This is a genomic window from Klebsiella sp. CN_Kp113 (genome assembly GCF_040064585.1).
Lineage (GTDB): Bacteria > Pseudomonadota > Gammaproteobacteria > Enterobacterales > Enterobacteriaceae > Klebsiella > Klebsiella michiganensis.
In genome coordinates this window covers 310,480-327,971 of the sequence record NZ_JBEAID010000001.1, presented here as the reverse complement: position 1 = coordinate 327,971, position 17,492 = coordinate 310,480, and the positions used below count along the sequence as shown (strand labels likewise).

General features: G+C 56.5%; 14 protein-coding genes. 9 read left to right on the top strand and 5 right to left on the bottom strand.

Features of this window, described 5'->3' with window-relative positions:
- Positions 1–91 precede the first annotated feature (91 nt).
- The gene (gene fhuE, locus ABLV30_RS01815) at positions 92–2,275 is read right to left on the bottom strand and encodes a ferric-rhodotorulic acid/ferric-coprogen receptor FhuE (RefSeq protein WP_348865511.1); all 2,184 of its coding nucleotides are present in this window, start codon (positions 2,273–2,275) and stop codon (positions 92–94) included.
- Positions 2,276–2,628: 353 nt separating this feature from the next.
- Between fhuE and hinT the strand changes: the two genes are divergently transcribed.
- From hinT to ABLV30_RS01775, 8 genes are all read left to right on the top strand, one after another.
- Positions 2,629–2,985: a purine nucleoside phosphoramidase gene (hinT, locus tag ABLV30_RS01810; RefSeq protein WP_004849924.1), complete on the top strand. Its 357-nt coding sequence runs from the start codon at positions 2,629–2,631 to the stop codon at positions 2,983–2,985.
- Between the two features lie 5 nt (positions 2,986–2,990).
- Positions 2,991–3,365, top strand: a complete 375-nt coding sequence (locus ABLV30_RS01805) for a YcfL family protein (protein ID WP_014228846.1) — start codon at positions 2,991–2,993, stop codon at positions 3,363–3,365.
- A gap of 12 nt (positions 3,366–3,377) precedes the next feature.
- Positions 3,378–4,013: a penicillin-binding protein activator LpoB gene (lpoB, locus tag ABLV30_RS01800; protein ID WP_014228847.1), complete on the top strand. Its 636-nt coding sequence runs from the start codon at positions 3,378–3,380 to the stop codon at positions 4,011–4,013.
- On the top strand, positions 3,994–4,812 hold the full coding sequence (gene thiK, locus ABLV30_RS01795) for a thiamine kinase (protein WP_348865505.1): 819 nt from the start codon (positions 3,994–3,996) through the stop codon (positions 4,810–4,812). The genes lpoB and thiK overlap by 20 nt, the downstream gene beginning before the upstream one ends.
- 31 nt (positions 4,813–4,843) lie before the next feature.
- On the top strand, positions 4,844–5,854 hold the full coding sequence (nagZ, locus tag ABLV30_RS01790) for a beta-N-acetylhexosaminidase (RefSeq protein ID WP_029946910.1): 1,011 nt from the start codon (positions 4,844–4,846) through the stop codon (positions 5,852–5,854).
- Positions 5,855–5,890: 36 nt separating this feature from the next.
- Positions 5,891–6,433 carry an alpha/beta hydrolase YcfP gene (ycfP, locus tag ABLV30_RS01785; RefSeq protein ID WP_004849931.1) on the top strand — a complete coding sequence of 181 codons (543 nt, stop codon included), beginning with the start codon at positions 5,891–5,893 and terminating at the stop codon, positions 6,431–6,433.
- A gap of 234 nt (positions 6,434–6,667) precedes the next feature.
- Positions 6,668–7,972: an NAD(P)/FAD-dependent oxidoreductase gene (locus ABLV30_RS01780; protein WP_004849932.1), complete on the top strand. Its 1,305-nt coding sequence runs from the start codon at positions 6,668–6,670 to the stop codon at positions 7,970–7,972.
- 225 nt (positions 7,973–8,197) lie between these two features.
- On the top strand, positions 8,198–8,737 hold the full coding sequence (locus ABLV30_RS01775; RefSeq protein WP_004131424.1) for a glycine zipper 2TM domain-containing protein: 540 nt from the start codon (positions 8,198–8,200) through the stop codon (positions 8,735–8,737).
- A gap of 56 nt (positions 8,738–8,793) precedes the next feature.
- Here ABLV30_RS01775 and ABLV30_RS01770 read toward each other — a convergent pair whose 3' ends face one another.
- Both ABLV30_RS01770 and ABLV30_RS01765 read right to left on the bottom strand, forming a co-directional pair.
- Complete coding sequence (locus tag ABLV30_RS01770; RefSeq protein WP_265800896.1) at positions 8,794–10,971, bottom strand: TonB-dependent siderophore receptor; 2,178 nt, start codon at positions 10,969–10,971, stop codon at positions 8,794–8,796.
- 370 nt (positions 10,972–11,341) lie between these two features.
- On the bottom strand, positions 11,342–11,977 hold the full coding sequence (locus ABLV30_RS01765; protein WP_004849937.1) for a TetR/AcrR family transcriptional regulator: 636 nt from the start codon (positions 11,975–11,977) through the stop codon (positions 11,342–11,344).
- Positions 11,978–12,226: 249 nt separating this feature from the next.
- Here ABLV30_RS01765 and bhsA point away from each other — a divergent pair, with 249 nt between their 5' ends.
- Complete coding sequence (bhsA, locus tag ABLV30_RS01760) at positions 12,227–12,484, top strand: multiple stress resistance protein BhsA (protein WP_004131427.1); 258 nt, start codon at positions 12,227–12,229, stop codon at positions 12,482–12,484.
- Positions 12,485–12,704: 220 nt separating this feature from the next.
- Here the strand turns inward: bhsA and ABLV30_RS01755 are convergent, their stop codons facing one another.
- A complete protein-coding gene (locus tag ABLV30_RS01755) occupies positions 12,705–13,664 on the bottom strand; it encodes a L,D-transpeptidase family protein (protein ID WP_029946911.1) in 960 nt (319 codons plus the stop codon).
- Positions 13,665–13,830: 166 nt separating this feature from the next.
- On the bottom strand, positions 13,831–17,277 hold the full coding sequence (gene mfd, locus ABLV30_RS01750; RefSeq protein WP_014228854.1) for a transcription-repair coupling factor: 3,447 nt from the start codon (positions 17,275–17,277) through the stop codon (positions 13,831–13,833).
- Positions 17,278–17,492 lie beyond the last annotated feature (215 nt).

Here is a 17,492-nt window from a genome sequence, read left to right as displayed (position 1 = left end):
ATGGGGAGACTAAGGCAGCCTACGGGCTGCCTTTTTTAATGGCCGCAGGCGTTAAAAGCGCGCCCGCGGCTTTTGTCACGTTAAGCAGAGATCAGAACTGATAGCTGGCCGTAATGCTGACGTTGCGCGGTTCGCCGTAGACGATGGAACCATCGACGTTGGTGTCGTAGGTTTTGTCGAACAGGTTATTGACGTTACCCTGCACAGCAAAATTTTTAGTGACCTGGTAGCGAGTGAACACATCCACCAGCGCGTAGCTGCCTTGTTCCGCACGGAACGTCCCGTACGGCGTCGCGGTATCTTTATACACCCGGTTCTGCCAGTTAACGCCGCCGCCGACGGTCAGTTCAGGCATTACCGGCAGATGGTAGCGGGTGAACAGCTTGACGCTGGTACGCGGCAGGTTGGGATTCACCGCATTGCCTTCATTGTCTTCAGCGACAAAACGCGTCGCCCCAAAGGTCATCTGCCAGTTATCGGTAATCGCCCCGTTGATTTCGAACTCCACCCCTTTGCTGACGGTACCGTCGACGGTTTTATAGGCTGCTTCGCCGTTGCTGCCGGGGATTTGCCCGCCGGTCGCCTGGCCGAGGTTATCCTGCTCGATGCGGAATAGGGCGAGCGTCGTCGTTAACCGGCTGTCCATCCAGTCCGACTTCAGGCCCACTTCATAGTTGTTTCCGGTAACCGGGGTCAGGTATTTACCGGAACTATCGCGCTTATTCTGCGGCTGGAAGACCGAGGTATAGCTGGTGTAGGCCGACCAGCTGTCGTTGATGTCGTAAACCAGCCCGGCGTACGGGGTGGTATGGTTTTTCTCCATCGTGTAGGTCAGCGTCTCGATGCTCCAGTTGTTATAGCGGACGCCAAGAATCAGATGCAGCGGGTCAAGCAGGGAAAAACGCGTCGCCGCATACAGCGACTTCATTCGCGTGGTATCGTCCTGCGCCAGGCTCTGCGGGCCCCAGCTGGTTTCCGGGAATGTCGCGCTATTGAAGCTATAGAAGCTGCCAACCTCATCGGGAAAGACGTTTGCCCACGAACTGAAATAGCGGTTGTTTTGTTTACTGTAGCTGGTGCCGATCATCAGGTTGTGCTGGCGACCAAACAGGTCGTAGCCGCCGTCGGCGAACAGGTCAACGGCGTCGACTTTACGTTTGCCGCTATTCCAGCCGGTACCGCCGACGTAATCATAGCCCGGGCCGTAGCTGCTATAGGGGCCCACCAGCATTCCGGTCGCTTTGTTGACGTACGCGTCCACGTACATCATCTTGCTGTCGAACGTGATCTCAGAATGGGTGGCATTCAGCGTTGCCTGCCAGGTATCGGCAAAGCGCTGTTTCAGCGTGACGAAGACCTTGTTGATCTCTTTGTCGTTATAGGCCCAGTCGGGCGCGGTGCTGTGGGCGCGATTATAGTGGTTCTTGCTGCCATCGGTATTCCAGCGAGGCAGGCCACCCCATGTCGGGCTATTCACGTCGATACGCTGATACTCGTAGCCAGCGGATAAAGCGGACGACGTACCGAGATCGGCATCAAGAATGCCGGAGAAGAACGTTTTTTCGCTGTTATAGCGATCCAGCCACGAATCATTATTTTGATAACCGGCGATAATGCGCGCCCGTACGCTGCCATCGTCAGTCAGCGGGCTTTGCATATCAGCAACGTAGCGCTGCTTATTCCAGCTGCCGTACTCCGCAGAGACATTTCCCTTGAACTCCCGGCTGGTCGCGTGCTTGCGGATCATATTGACCGACGCGGCAGGGTTGCCGGTACCGGTCAGCAAGCCGTTGGCGCCGCGTACGACCTCAACCCGTTCGAAGAGGGCCATATCGGAAAGCGCGTCGCCCAGATTCCAGCGAGATTCAAACCAGGTCGGAATGCCATCGACCATATAATTGTCGATCTCAAAACCGCGGGAATAATAGCTGGTGCGGTCTGAGTCCGCCTGGCTGCTGCTGATCCCCATGGTATAGTCCATGACGTCGCCCAGCGTTTGCAGCTGCTGATCCCGCATCCGCTGTTCGGTAATGATACTGACCGATTGCGGGATATCGCGCTGGGCCATCTCCATTTTAGTCCCGGCTGAGGTGGTTCTGACGCTGTAGTCCTGCTCTTGTGTCTCCGAGGCGCTATCTGCGGAACCTTCTACAATAAGAGTGTCTTCGGACGTGCCGGCTGCCTGACTGAGGTTGGGAAAGATCGCCAGCGCGATACCCATAGCAAGCAGGGACGGCGCGTTACGCCCATCCCGAAAGTTGGTGGAGAGAGACATCATAAACCCTTGATCGTGTGATTGTTGTTATTTGCTGCGGCGCGATGGCCGCGGTAGATCGTCAGTGCACTGCATTTTATTTGAATACAAATGAGAAATATACGCATTAATATTTAATGTGTAAACAAGTGGGAAAACGGCTGTACCCGGGTCTTGTTGACCGGTACCGGGGGGCATACAGCGAAGAAACGCTTAATCCGTCAGCAGCTAAGCGCTTGGTCGCGTAAGAAAAAACGCATTCAGGTTGAAAGAGGGGGAGTAACTCGCTCATACTCTTAGGGGAATCCTGTGCATCCGCGTTTACCTGCAGAGGCAGGCCAGAGCACGGTATAAAAATTATTAAGGAATCAGTCATGGCAGAAGAAACGATTTTCAGCAAAATCATTCGCCGGGAGATCCCGTCGGATGTGGTTTATCAGGATGAGCTCGTGACCGCTTTTCGCGACATCTCTCCGCAGGCGCCAACCCATATTCTGATCGTTCCCAATATCCTGATTCCCACCGTCAACGATGTGACCGCAGAGCACGAGCTTGCCCTGGGACGCATGATGACCGTCGCGGCGAAAATCGCCCGCGATGAGGGGCTTGCCGACGATGGCTATCGCCTGATCGTCAACTGCAATCGCCACGGGGGCCAGGAGGTCTACCATGTCCATATGCACCTGCTGGGCGGCCGTCCGTTAGGCCCGATGCTGGCTCATAAAGGTTAACATTCATGCGCGCAGCCCACTTCGGCGCACTTCTGGCCGTGACGTTACTGGCCGGGTGCAGTTCGCATCCGGAAATTCCGGTCAGCGATCAGCAAAGTCTGGTGATGGAATCAAACGTACTGGCAGCGGGCATCAGTGCTGAAGTACCGACGGTGACCGCATCCGAGATTCAGGCGACGGCGACCACCCGATTGTTCAATGAACGCCAGGTACCGGTGACCGTGCATTATCGCTTTTTCTGGTATGACGCCAGAGGGCTGGAAATGCATCCGCTGGAGTCCGCGCGCAGCATAACGGTGCCTGCGCACTCTTCCGTTACGCTTTATGGCAGCGCCAATATTCTGGGGGCGCACAAGGCCCGACTTTATCTTTATCTGTAAGAGGTAATCGTAATGATTAAACTATGTCGCTATGCATTAGTTACCGCACTGGCGATATTCCTTGCCGGATGCGTGGGTCAACGTCAGGAACCCGCTCCCGTTGAGGAAGCGCAGCCGAAGCCGCAGCAGCCCGTTCAGCCGCAGCCGACTGTGCCGACTATTCCCGTGATACCTACGCAGCCGGGTCCGATTGAACACGGCGAGCAGCCAGCGCAGCCGGCGCCGCGCGTGCGTCATTTTGACTGGAATTCCGCGGTGCAGCCGATGATTGGGCAGATGCTGCAGGCCAGCGGCGTAAATGCGGGCAGCATTTTGCTGGTCGACAGCGTCAATAACCGCACCAACGGCACGTTGAATGCGGGAGAGGCCACCACGGCGCTGCGCAACGCGCTGGAAGGCAATGGAAAATTCACCCTGGTCTCGCAGCAGCAGCTGGGCGTAGCCAAACAGCAGCTTGGCCTGTCGCCGCAGGATAGCCTTGGCAGCCGCAGTAAAGCGATGGGCATTGCGCGTACCGTTGGCGCACAGTACGTGCTCTATTCCAACGCGACCGGCAACGTTAATTCCCCTGAGCTGAAAATGCAGCTAATGCTGGTCCAGACCGGCGAAATTATCTGGTCAGGCAAAGGTGCTGTTCAGCAACAATAAGCTCACGCGCGACGAAGTGCTGTCGCGCTTTTTCCCGCGCTATACGCCTGTCGCCGCGCCGCCCCAAAACGGGCTGAGCGGCGGCAGCTGCATTCTCAGCGATGGTCGGCAAAAGTGGGTGCTGCGCCAGCCGCACGATCCGCATGCGCCGGCCTGCGACTTTCGCCGTCTATATCACGTTCTGTCACGCCTTCCCGATTCGTTAGCGCCCGCGCCGGTGTTTTATTCTCCCGCCTGGATGGTGGTGGAATATTGCTCAGGCGATGTGGTTAACGCATTACCGGAGTGTCCGGCGCTCGCAGGGTTACTGTATCATCTGCACCGACAGCCGCGCTTTGGCTGGCGTATCGCGCTGCGGCCGCTGCTTGAGCGCTACTGGCAACAGTGCAGCCCCGCGCGGCGCACACCGCAGTGGCTACGTTGGCACAAACGGCTGCTGCGTCGCGGCGAGCCCCGGCCGCTGCGTCTCGCCCCGTTACATATGGATGTCCATGCGGGCAACATCGTTCACGGCGAGGCGGGGCTGCGGCTGATTGACTGGGAATATGCGGGCGATGGCGATGTTGCGCTGGAGCTGGCGGCGGTGTGGATCGAGCCCGCCGCGCATCGTCGGCTAGCCGCAGAATACGCGAGACGGGCGAGCATCGATGAGCTTCAGCTCTGGCGGCAAATTCAGCGCTGGCGTCCGTGGGTGCAGCTGCTGATGGCGGGCTGGTACGAGCGACGCTGGCAGCAAACCGGTGACCGACAGTTTATTGCGCTGGCGGATGAGGTATGGCGCCAGTTAGACAAAAAGTAAAAGGATAAGAGAGGTGGATGTGGGCCCGGTAATGTTGGATGTCGAAGGTTTTGAACTGGATGCGGAAGAGCGTGAGATTCTGGCGCATCCTTTGGTTGGCGGGCTGATCCTGTTTACCCGCAACTATCACGATCCGGCGCAGCTGCGTGAGCTGGTCCGCCAGATCCGCGAGGCCTCGCGCAACCATCTGGTGGTGGCGGTAGATCAGGAAGGCGGGCGCGTACAGCGTTTCCGCGAGGGCTTTACCCGCCTTCCCGCGGCGCAATCTTTCGCCGCGCTGCTCGGCATGGAGGAGGGCGGTAAGCTGGCCGCAGAGGCCGGCTGGCTGATGGCCAGCGAAATGATCGCCATGGATATTGATATCAGCTTTGCGCCGGTTCTGGACGTTGGGCATATCAGCGCCGCTATTGGCGAGCGATCCTATCACGACGATCCCGACAAAGCCCTGGCGATAGCTCGTCATTTTATTGACGGCATGCACGCCGCGGGAATGAAAACCACCGGTAAGCACTTTCCCGGACACGGCGCGGTGACGGCCGATTCCCATAAAGAGACGCCGCGCGATCCGCGCGCGGAAGCGGAAATTCGCGCCAGAGATATGGCCATCTTCCGTACGCTGATTGGCGAGCAGCGGCTTGATGCGATCATGCCCGCCCACGTCATCTACAGCGACGTTGACCCGCGTCCGGCCAGCGGATCTGCGCACTGGCTAAAAACGGTTCTGCGCGGTGAGCTGGGATTTGAAGGGGTGATTTTCTCTGACGATCTGTCGATGGAAGGGGCGGCGATTATGGGCAGCTACGCCGAGCGCGGCCAGGCATCGCTGGATGCGGGTTGCGATATGATCCTTGTCTGCAATAATCGTAAGGGTGCGGTCAGCGTGCTGGATAACCTGTCGCCGATCAAAGCAGAACGTGTTACGAAATTGTATCATAAAGGTTCCTTTAGCCGTCAGGCGTTAAGGGATTCCGCCCGCTGGAAGACGATCAGCGCGCAGCTTGAGCAGCTTCACGCGCGCTGGCAAGAGGCGAAATCCGCGTAATAAACCTGAAAGGCGTTGTTGTCTGGTGAGGATGCGATGATTATCTATTTACATGGTTTTGACTCAAACAGCCCCGGTAACCATGAGAAGGTGCTTCAGCTTCAGTTTATTGACCCCGATGTTCGGTTGATTAGCTACAGCACGCGGCATCCCAAACATGATATGCAGCACTTATTAAAAGAGGTCGATAAGATGCTGCAGCTGAGCGCCGACGATCGGCCGCTGATTTGCGGCGTGGGTCTCGGCGGCTTCTGGGCGGAGCGAATTGGCTTTCTTTGCGATATCCGCCAGGCCATTTTTAACCCGAACCTGTTTCCCAATGAAAACATGGAAGGGAAAATTGATCGGCCGGAAGAGTATGCGGATATTGCCACCAAATGCGTGAATAATTTCCGCGAAAAAAACCGCGATCGCTGCCTGGTGGTGCTATCTCGTCAGGACGAAGCGCTGAATAGCCAGCGTTCGGCGGACCTGCTGCACCATTACTATGAGATAATCTGGGATGAAGAACAGACCCACAAGTTCAAGAATATCTCCCCGCATCTCCAGCGCATAAAAGCCTTCAAAACCCTCGGCTAAACGCGCGCCGGCCCGCAATGTGAAAACATCGCGGGCTTTTTTTATTCATTTTTGCGATTCTGCGCTCAAAAAATATGCGGTAAAACTTGATGCATATCAATTTTGGTATGACCAATGCACCGTTCATGTTATTCTCGATCTCGCTGAATGGTTTCACTGCCGTAACCTGTTGTTAATTAAAGGTTATATGTATAACTTTTAGTTAACAATTGGTTAATAATTTTAGGGGGTCGCGTGACTACGCCATTGAAAAAAATAGTGATTGTGGGTGGTGGTGCCGGTGGGCTGGAGCTGGCTACCCAGTTGGGTAAAAAGCTGGGCCGTAATAAAAAGGCCAAAATCACGCTGGTTGATCGTAACCACAGCCACCTGTGGAAACCGCTGCTGCATGAAGTGGCGACCGGTTCACTTGATGAAGGTGTAGACGCGCTGAGCTACCTTGCTCACGCCCGTAACCACGACTTCCAGTTCCAGCTGGGATCGGTGGTGGATATTAACCGTGAAACCAAAACGATCACCCTCGCCGAGCTGCATAACGAGAAGGGCGAGCTGCTGGTGCCCGAGCGTAAGCTGCCGTACGACACGCTGGTCATGGCGCTGGGAAGTACGTCGAACGACTTCAACACGCCTGGCGTGAAAGAGAACTGCATCTTCCTCGATAATCCGCATCAGGCGCGTCGTTTCCATCAGGAAATGCTGGATCTGTTCCTCAAGTATTCGGCGAACCTCGGGGCGAACGGCAAGGTGAATATCGCCATCGTCGGCGGCGGCGCGACCGGCGTTGAGCTGTCGGCCGAGCTGCACAATGCGGTGAAACAGCTGCACAGCTACGGCTACAAAGGTCTGACTAACGAAGCTCTGAACGTGACGCTGGTTGAAGCTGGCGAGCGTATTCTGCCCGCGCTGCCGCCGCGCATTTCCGGCGCCGCGCACAGCGAGCTGACCAAGCTTGGCGTCCGCGTATTGACCAAAACCATGGTCACCAGCGCCGATGCAAACGGTCTGCACACGAAAGAAGGTGAATTTATCAACGCTGACCTGATGGTCTGGGCGGCCGGGATTAAGGCGCCGGACTTTATGAAAGAGATTGGCGGTCTGGAGACTAACCGTATTAACCAGCTGGTGGTCGAACCGACGCTGCAAACGACGCGCGATGCGGATATTTACGCCATCGGCGACTGCGCGTCCTGCGCCCGCCCGGAAGGCGGTTTTGTCCCGCCGCGCGCTCAGGCTGCGCACCAGATGGCGACCTGCGCCCTGCACAATATTCTGGCGCAGATGAAAGGTAAGCCGCTGAAAGCTTATACCTATAAAGATCACGGTTCGCTGGTGTCGCTCTCTAACTATTCCACCGTGGGCAGCCTGATGGGCAACCTGATGCGCGGTTCAATGATGATCGAAGGTCGCATTGCGCGCTTCGTCTATATCTCTCTGTATCGCATGCACCAGATTGCGCTGCACGGCTACTTTAAAACCGGCCTGATGATGCTGGTAGGACGTATCAACCGCATTATTCGTCCGCGCCTGAAGCTGCATTAATGTCTCTGGGCGGCAAAGCCAGAAGGTTTTGTCCGCCCGTTTGCTTTTCGCATTAAGAGACTCATAACCAGAATATCCTCCTTTCCTTGCCGGGAAACCCTCTCAGATTCCTCCGAATCCCGTTGATTTGCCACACGTTCACGCACTTTTCATCCGCTTTCTTATTTGCAAGCCTGATGCCTGGATTGCAAAATTACGGGCAATAGCAACGAAGGAGGAAGTCCCGTGAATAAATCAATGTTGGCGGGTATAGGAATTGGCGTGGCTGCCGCGCTGGGCGTCGCAGCCGTTGCCGGTCTTAACGTGTTAGATCGCGGCCCGCAGTATGCACAGGTAGTATCCAGTACGCCGATAAAAGAGAGCGTCAAAACCCCGCGTCAGGAGTGCCGGAACGTCACCGTGACCCATCGTCGACCGGTGCAGGATGAAAACCGCATCGCCGGATCCGTGCTGGGCGCGGTGGCCGGTGGGGTTATTGGCCATCAGTTCGGCGGCGGACGCGGCCGCGACGTTGCCACCGTTGTGGGCGCGCTGGGCGGCGGCTATGCCGGTAACCAGATTCAGGGCTCAATGCAGGAAGGGGATACCTACACCACGACGCAGCAGCGCTGCAAAACGGTGTACGATAAATCAGAAAAAATGCTCGGCTACGATGTCACTTACAAAATCGGCGACCAGCAGGGCAAAATCCGTATGGATCGCGACCCTGGTACGCAAATCCCGCTGGACAGCAATGGCCAACTGATTCTGACTAACAAAGCGTAAAAAAGATGTGTATCTTTATTCGCCCCTCAGGCTCTCTGGCTGAGGGGCTTTTTTTATCAGAAGCTCAAAGCGTAGTTCAGGCCGAAGGTGCGTCCGCGACCTTTATACTCGTAGAGAGAGCTGCTGCCGTAGGTCGGGCTATACAGCAGCGGCGCGCGCTGGCCCCAGAGGGTGACATAATCTTCATTGAGCAGGTTCTCAATGCTGAAGGTCAGCTTGCCGAGAGGGAGCGCGTAGCTGCCGATAAAGTCTACCGTATTGTAGCCGTCGAGCTTATTGCCGCTGGCATCGCTGATATCAAACACCTGCTGGCTCTGCACCCGCAGCGACCACGGCTCCGGCGCCCAGCCAACCCACGCGGTGGCTTTTGACGGCGAGGCGAGAGTGACGTCCCACTTCTGCCAGCTACCGTCACTTTTCACCTGCGATTTCAGCACGTTAAAGTTAGCTCCGGCGCTCCAGTCGCTGTTCGGCAAGTAGTAGTCCACCGCGCCCTCTACGCCATAAATACGGCGTTTATCGGACTGCACATCGATGGTCATATCGGTACGGTTAACGACGATCGTTTTATCGGAGGTCGAGTAGTAAGCCGCCAGCTGAGTGCGCAGATTATCGCCGGTGTAGCGCCAGCCCAGTTCGTACGAGTTAACTTTAATTCCCTGCAGCGGCGAATCGCCAACGTTCACGCTTGAGAGAAGCGGAAGATGGCCGTTGACCGCCGCGCCGTACTTACCGATGCCGTAGTATTTGCCCGGATCCGGCAGCTCAACGCCCTGAGAGAAGTTAAACCAGGTCTGCTGACGATCGGTGAGATGGGCGACAATCCCGGCGTTAAACAGGAAGTTGTCGTAATCGGTTTTTCCGCCCGGAATGGCATCCGCAGAGCTGACCTTGCCGCTGGCGACATCCTGCTGCTGGGCATAGCCGACAAAATCATCGACCCGGTTTTCCGTCCACTGATAACGTACGCCGCCGCTGATAGTGAAGATGTCGTTCAGGTCATAGCTGGACTGCAGGAACGGCGCCAGGTTGGTAATGCTGTAGCCGGGATAACGGCCGGTGGTGTAGATAGCCTGGTTATTCAGACCGCCGGAAGACATAGACTGGCCCAAATCGAAGAACATCTGATTGGCGTTGAAGGTTTCGTGGTCGGCGTCCACTCCCCAGGTCAGATCCCAGCCATCCAGCGGCTGGCTATTCAGGGTGATCTTCGCGCCGTACTGATCGGTATCCTGTTTTGAAGAGGAGAAGCTGCTGACCTGGCCTTTGCTGAGCGTAGGGAAAGGGTAAAAAGTCAGGGATTCATCACGATAATAGACCTGGCTGACCAGATTCTGGCCGAGGAAATCGGCATCGGAATACTGCAGGCTTATCAGGTGACGTTCGGTGCCGGGGACGCGGTCGGAGTTCAGGCCATCGGTGGTAAAGGCTTTGCCGTCGCCGGTCACCGCCGACATATTTTTCCCGAGGTACAGACCGTAATCGTCGCCCTGGCTTTTATAGTACTGGGTTACCAGCTGCAGCTGACGGTTCTCGTCAATCTCAATGGTTCCCGTTCCCATCACATCCAGGCGGTCGGAATGCTGAAGCCCGGTCTGGGTATTATCAAGGATCAGCGCATCGTTATTGCCATCATACCAGCCGCCAAAACGCTGATAGGCGACCGATAAACGGCCGGAAGCGTGGTCGGTACCGCCGCTGACCGCTGCCGCCACGCGTTCATCATGATCGTTGCTGTTGGCAAAACCGGTTTTGCTCCCCAGCTCCAGGTCAACCTGGCGCTCCTGCTGGCCCTTTTTGGTGACGATATTAATAAGGCCGCCGGTACTACCGCCGCCGTACAGCGATGTGGCGCCGGAGATCACCTCGATATGCTCAATGTTAAACGGATCGATAGAATCCAGCTGGCGGCTATCGGTACGGGAAGAGTTAAGGCGAACGCCGTCAATCAGCACGACAATCGCGCGGCCGCGCATATTCATGCCGTAGTTGGTGCGTCCCTGGCTGCTGACGTCGATGCCGGGGATCAGCTGCGCCAGCACGTCTTTAAATTCTTTTCCGCCCTGAACTTGCTGTTCAATTTCCTGGCCTTCGATAACCCAGGTGGTCTGGGCCATTTCAGCGACGGTGCGGTGCGTTCGGTTTGCGCTGACGATCATGCTGTCATCAGCGGCCCAGGCGGGCAGGGCGGTTGCCAGCAGCAGTGGGTTAAGCACCCAGAGACGCTTGTTCATGCTCATTCCTTTTATGAGTTTATGCCCGTCATTCTTCAAGTTGCAGGTGTGTTGACTGCGGATTACTCGGCCCATCCATGGGCCTCGCCCCTACGGGGCCAGCGCTAGCGCAGATCAAGGCACAAGCGCCATGTCCTGCAACTCGAATTATTTAGGGCTTACGATATCGTTGTTTTCGTTATTCGGTACGGGCGTACCGGTTGTTACATGGTGAAATATACAGAAACGTTTAAGACTGAATTTTGCCCGTATTGATTATTGTTATCAATATCATTCTCGCGAAATGAACAAAATAAATGACTGAAAACATTGCGTTATGTAGGGATAAAGGGGAGGGGAACCGGTGGGGAGCCCACCGGTAAGCGAGGTCTTAGCGCTGAAGAACCTGGGGCCACAGACGCAGCGTGGTCTCGGCGATTTGCATGATTTTAGTGAAGTCGGCGCCTTCGCGGGCGCTGATCGACATGCCTTGTAATATGCAGTTGAGGAACTGCGCCAGCTGACGTACGTCACCGTCTGGCGGCAGCTCGCCGCGCAGCTGCCGCTGCTGGAGAAACTGCGTTAGCGTCTGTTCCTGCATTGCGTGCCGGGACTTAACGGTATTGGCGATATCGGTGGACGCCGCCGCCAGCGCTGCGGAGGTATTAATCATAAAGCAGCCTGCCGGCGTTTCTTTGCTGGTAAAGCAAGTCGCGACGGCGGTGAAGTAGTCGCGTAACGCCCGATCGACGCTTTTCTCTTCGTCAAAGAGGAGCGCTTCGTGCCTGGCGGCAAAACGCGCGATGTAGCGATCCAGCACCGCGCGAAACAACCCCTCTTTATTCACAAATTCCGCGTAAAGCGTAGGCGCTTTTGCGCCCGTCGCCTCCACTAAATCGGCGAGAGAGGTCGCTTCATAGCCGTGCTGCCAGAAGAGTGTCATGGCCTTATCCAGCGCCGCTTCCCTGTCGAACACTTTAGGTCGGCCACGGCTTTTTTTCGTGCAACTTTGAACGTCAGTTGTCATGGTGCCGCTGTACCTGTGTTGGTTTGTTGAAAGGGCATTATAAAAATAAACCTTACGTGCTACCAGCGATGTTGCTCTAAAAATAAATAATTCATATATGTATGAATTTTAAGCTGTTTATAAATAGTTAAACGGTCGTTATAAAAATAGTTTGACGTGTGATGTGGATCACATTATCATTTCCATATCGATCGTTAATTAAATGCGTTCGCCCCTACAAAAACATTCATCTGCACAGGTATAACAATCATGAAAAATGTTAAAACACTCGCTATCGCCGCTGTTCTTAGCTCACTCTCTTTCGCCAGCTTCGCCGCTGTAGAAGTTCAGTCAACGCCGGCGGGTCAGCATAAAATCGGTACCGTTTCCGCCTCAGCCGGGACCAACCTGGGTTCGCTGGAAGATCAGCTGGCGCAAAAAGCGGAAGAGATGGGCGCAACCTCTTACCGTATTACGTCCGTAACCGGTCCTAACACCCTTCACGGGACTGCGGTTATCTACAAATAATTTTTTGAACTACCCCTGTTATGCCACTGACCACGCGCGGATCTGACCCCCTTCAGCAGTCCGCGTAAAGTAAGAAGTACGTTGTTCTCTGACGAGAGGCGGTGCCCACCCCTTATATGGCGCCGCAACCCGCAGAAAAGCAGGACCCTGTTTGATTATTGCCATAAAAAAACCGCCTCAGTGAACTGAAGGCGGTTTTTTTCGTCGGCAGTTTAGCGAACTAGAGCGACTGCTCCGTTACGCGATGGTGGCGGGTGACGTCAATCGGCATGCCCGAACGCAGCATCATCGCGCGTTCCATTACCTCGGTGTCGGTCAACTGTGCCTGCTTAAACGCCTGCATGCTGTCGGTAAGGGTAATGGGCAGCGTCTGCGGGTCGTCATCAATATGTTTTGACAGCGGCTGATGGACCTCCACCAGACGGGTGCCGTTCGGCTCCACGGACACCTTGATTGGCGTATTGATAATCGTCACCCTGGTGCCAGGGGTGATTTCGTTGTACAACGCTTTGATGTCGTCATCGCGCAGGCGAATACAGCCGGAGCTGACGCGCATGCCGATGCCGAAGTCGGCGTTGGTGCCGTGCAGCAGATACACGCCGCCGTACGCCGCCAGGCGAATAGCGTGGTGCCCCATGGGATTATCCGGGCCCGCGGGCATGACGGCAGGCAGGTCAATGCCCATTGCTTTATAGCGGGCGCGAATATTGGCCGTCGGCGTCCAGGTCGGGTTGGCGCGTTTGTCGGAGACGGTGGTGACCATTGTCGGCGTGATGGTATCGCCGCCGAGCTGACCAATGCCGATAGGATAAACGGTCACTTCACTTCTTCCTGGCGGATAGTAATAGAGGCGAAGTTCGGCCAGGTTAAGGACTAATCCTTCGCGCGGCGCGTCGGGTAGCAGGGTTTGCAGCGGAATCGTCAGCACGCTACCGGCTCGTGGAACATACGGATCCACCCCGGGGTTAGCCTGGAGCAGGGCCAGAAAACCGACGTTGTACTTTTTGGCGATCGCTTCGAGCGAGCCGCCGTTATTCTCAACGACATGAAACTGGTTTTGCCCGACCAGACGGCTGCCCGGAGGCGGCAGGGGCCAGGTATTGGCGCGAGCGGGCAGCGCCAGCGCGGCGGCGATAGCCATCATCCCCAGCCAGAGAGAAATTCGCGTAAAGCTTTTCATCACCCTAATTCCATAATAAGTAAGTGGTTATTTTTATACGAAAAGTCCCTGAAATTATGGCGAAGAGAGTGTCTGGAAGTTCAGAGGGATTGCAAAATGTTTGTAAATTTTGCCGAACAAGTGGGGAGGGGCGGGATACGACGCACAGGCCGTATCCCGCCTGCTATCAGGCGGCGGCGTTCTCTTCGAGCTGGCGCATAAACTGGCGCACCCACTCCATCCGCGTTTTACGCTCGGCAAGGTCCTGCGTAAACTTGAGGCGCGTTGGGCCATCCAGGCGATAGTGCTGAGGCTGCTTTTGCAACAGGCCAATCAGCCACATCGGATTCACGTTATTCTTCTCGTTAAACTCAATGGTGCCGCCCTTTTCGTTGCTCTCCAGCTTGCGGATCCCCAGCTTCTGCGCCTGCTGGCGCAGTCGGGCGATATCGAGCAGGTTTCTTGCCGGGTCGGGCAGCAGGCCAAAGCGATCGATAAGCTCGACTTTGATCTCCTCCAGCTCATTCTCGTTCTTCGCGCTGGCAATGCGTTTGTAGAACGACAGGCGCGTATTCACATCCGGGATAAAGTCATCCGGCAGCAGCGACGGCATCCGTAGCTCAACTTCGGTCTGCTGACTGGTAAGATCCTCCAGCGAGGGTTCGCGGCCTGCTTTCAGCGCGTCAACGGCATTTTCCAGCAGCTCCATATAGAGGGAGAAGCCGATGGTTTCCATGGAACCGCTCTGATCCTCGCCCAACAGTTCACCCGCGCCGCGAATTTCGAGGTCATGCGTTGCCAGAGCGAAGCCAGCTCCGAGATCTTCCAGCGATGCAATAGCCTCAAGGCGTTTTTGCGCATCGGTGGTCATCGCCTTCGGATGCGGCGTCAGCAGCCAGGCATAAGCCTGATGGTGCGAACGACCGACGCGACCGCGCAGCTGGTGCAGCTGTGCGAGACCGAAGTGATCGGCGCGCTCAATAATAATGGTGTTCGCCGTTGGAATGTCGATCCCGGTTTCGATAATGGTGGTGCACACCAGCACGTTAAAGCGCTGGTGATGGAAATCGTTCATCACCCGTTCGAGTTCGCGCTCGCGCATCTGGCCGTGACCGATGGTAATGCGCGCTTCCGGCACCAGCTCCGCCAGCCTCTCGGCGGCTTTCTGGATGTTTTCCACGTCATTATAGAGGTAGTAAACCTGGCCGCCGCGCAGTACCTCACGCAGGATCGCCTCGCGGACCACCAGCGCGTCATATTCGCGGACGAAGGTTTTGACCGCCAGACGGCGGGCGGGCGGGGTGGCGATGATCGACAGATCGCGCATACCGCTCATCGCCATATTCAGCGTACGCGGAATAGGCGTGGCGGTCAGGGTCAGGATATCGACGTCGGCGCGCATCGCCTTGATGCGCTCTTTATGGCGCACGCCAAAGCGGTGCTCTTCATCAACAATCAGCAGGCCGAGATCGCGCAGCTTAACGTCCGGCTGCAGCAGTTTATGGGTGCCGATAAGAATATCGACTTTCCCTTCCGCGACCTGCTCGAGGATCTGCGCCTGCTCTTTGGCGCTACGAAAGCGCGAGAGCATCTCGATGCGCACCGGCCAGTTGGCGAAGCGATCGCGAAAGTTATCGAAGTGCTGCTGGGCGAGCAGGGTGGTCGGCACCAGCACTGCCACCTGCTTATGGTTTTCAACCGCCAGAAACGCGGCGCGCATCGCCACTTCCGTTTTGCCGAAGCCGACATCGCCGCACACCAGACGGTCCATCGCCAGCGGCTGACACATATCGCTCAGTACGGCGTTAATAGCCTGCGCCTGATCGGGCGTGGTCTCGAACGGGAAGCCGTCGCAGAACAGCTGATATTGCTCTTTATCATGTTTAAACGCGTAGCCCGCTTTCGCCGCGCGCTGGGCGTAGATATCCAGCAGTTCGGCGGCCACGTCGCGCACTTTCTCGGCGGCTTTCTGCCGCGCCCGCGCCCAGACGTCGCCGCCCAGTTTATGCAGCGGCGCATTCTCTTCCGCGCCGCCCGCATAGCGGCTAATCAGATGCAGCGACGACACCGGCACGTACAGTTTGGCATCGTTGGCGTAGGTCAGCATCAGGTATTCGCCATTGATGCCGCCCGCTTCAAGGGTGGTCATTCCGGCGTAGCGCCCAACTCCATGCTCAAGATGCACCACCGGTTGGCCGATATGCAGCTCCGCCAGGTTACGAATCAACGTATCGGGATTGATGGTTCGGCGAGAGTCCTGACGACGGCGCGCGACGCGCTCGCCCAGCAGGTCGCTTTCGCAAATCAGCGCCAGATTACGCTGGCTATCGACGAAACCATGCTCGGCGGCGCCGATCATCAGATAGCGGCCATTACCCGTCGCCTCTTCAAGACGCAGGATATGCTTTGGCGCGATCTTAATACGCGCCAGCATTTCGCCAAGCGCCTCTCGACGCCCCTCGCTCTCGACCGAAAAAATCACCGGCCCGCTGAAGGACTCGAGGAATCGGCGCAGGTTATCCAGCGGCGCTTTGTTCTGCGCCTGGATCGCCAGCTCGGGTAATTTCTGATAACCGAGATTGGTGTTGGCGGCTTTTTCCGCCAGACGCTCGGTTTTGAGCTGGACGCGCGGCCATTTTTTGAGCTCGCTAAACAGCTCATCGCTGCGCAGCCACAGCTGTTCCGGCGGCAAAAGCGGGCGCATCGGGTCGACGCCGCGGTTTTCAAAGCGGGCGCGGGTTTCGTTCTGGAAGCGTTCGGCGCTGGCCTCCAGATCGCCGGTATTAACGATCAGCGTTTTCGCCGGGAAATAGCTGAACAGCGGCGGCAGCGGCTCGTTAAAGAACAGCGGCTGCCAGTATTCGATTCCCGCGGGCAGCGTGCCTTTACTGACCTGCTGATAGATATGCTCGGCGTCGCGTTTGACCTCAAAGCGGTCGCGCCACTGGCTGCGGAATAGCTCGATAGCGGCCTGATCCGTCGGGAATTCGTGCGCCGGAAGCAGGTTAATGCTGGCGACTTCCTCCAGCGTACGCTGGCTGTCGACGTCGAACAGACGCAGGCTGTCTATCTCATCATCAAAAAAATCGAGACGGTAGGGCTGCTCGCTGCCCATAGGAAAAAGGTCAAGCAATGCGCCGCGCGTGGCGTACTCGCCGTGCTCCATCACCTGGTCGACGTGACGATAGCCGGCGCTATCCAGCTGGGAGCGCAGCGCATCCCGCGACAGGCGCTGGCCTTTTTTCATCACCAGCGCGTGGCCGTGAAGGAAATTATGCGGACAGACGCGCTGCATCAGGGTGCTGACCGGGATAATCAGTACGCCGCGTTCCATGGTCGGGAGCTGGTACAGGGTGGCGAGGCGGGAAGAGATAATGTCCTGGTGCGGGGAAAAGCTATCGTAGGGGAGGGTTTCCCAATCCGCCAGGCCCGCCACCATGCTATCGGTAAACTGCCTGATTTCATCATTCAGACGCAGGGCGTTTTGCATATCGGGGGCAATCAGTACCACCGGTCCGCCGTGGCGCTCGGCCATTTCCGCCACCAGAGTGGCGCAGGCCGCGCCGGTCAGTTCGCCAATCTGGCGCTGATCGCCGGCTTTAACCGGCAGAGAGTATCGGTATTGTTCAGGCATAGACGGTATCATGATCTCTTGGGTATTCGCTCTGCCGATATGGAGGGCAACTCGCTGATATTCAATAGTGAGATTATCCGCGATCGACCCGGATTCGCCAACCCGTATCGCAAACATCCTGTCGTGGCCAAAAATGTAACGAACTCCGATAAGCGTAAAGTTAAATAATGACTTACCTGTCTATCTTGTTGTTTATATTGATGTTTTGCTGTTTT

Excerpts from the sequence above, each read along its gene's own strand:
- fhuE (WP_348865511.1), bottom strand. The coding sequence starts at position 2,275 with ATGTCTCTCTCCACCAACTTTCGGGATGGGCGTAACGCGCCGTCCCTG.
- hinT (WP_004849924.1), top strand. The coding sequence starts at position 2,629 with ATGGCAGAAGAAACGATTTTCAGCAAAATCATTCGCCGGGAGATCCCG.
- ABLV30_RS01805 (WP_014228846.1), top strand. The coding sequence starts at position 2,991 with ATGCGCGCAGCCCACTTCGGCGCACTTCTGGCCGTGACGTTACTGGCC.
- lpoB (WP_014228847.1), top strand. The coding sequence starts at position 3,378 with ATGATTAAACTATGTCGCTATGCATTAGTTACCGCACTGGCGATATTC.
- nagZ (WP_029946910.1), top strand. The coding sequence starts at position 4,844 with ATGTTGGATGTCGAAGGTTTTGAACTGGATGCGGAAGAGCGTGAGATT.
- ycfP (WP_004849931.1), top strand. The coding sequence starts at position 5,891 with ATGATTATCTATTTACATGGTTTTGACTCAAACAGCCCCGGTAACCAT.
- ABLV30_RS01770 (WP_265800896.1), bottom strand. The coding sequence starts at position 10,971 with ATGAACAAGCGTCTCTGGGTGCTTAACCCACTGCTGCTGGCAACCGCC.
- ABLV30_RS01765 (WP_004849937.1), bottom strand. The coding sequence starts at position 11,977 with ATGACAACTGACGTTCAAAGTTGCACGAAAAAAAGCCGTGGCCGACCT.
- bhsA (WP_004131427.1), top strand. The coding sequence starts at position 12,227 with ATGAAAAATGTTAAAACACTCGCTATCGCCGCTGTTCTTAGCTCACTC.
- ABLV30_RS01755 (WP_029946911.1), bottom strand. The coding sequence starts at position 13,664 with ATGAAAAGCTTTACGCGAATTTCTCTCTGGCTGGGGATGATGGCTATC.
- mfd (WP_014228854.1), bottom strand. The coding sequence starts at position 17,277 with ATGCCTGAACAATACCGATACTCTCTGCCGGTTAAAGCCGGCGATCAG.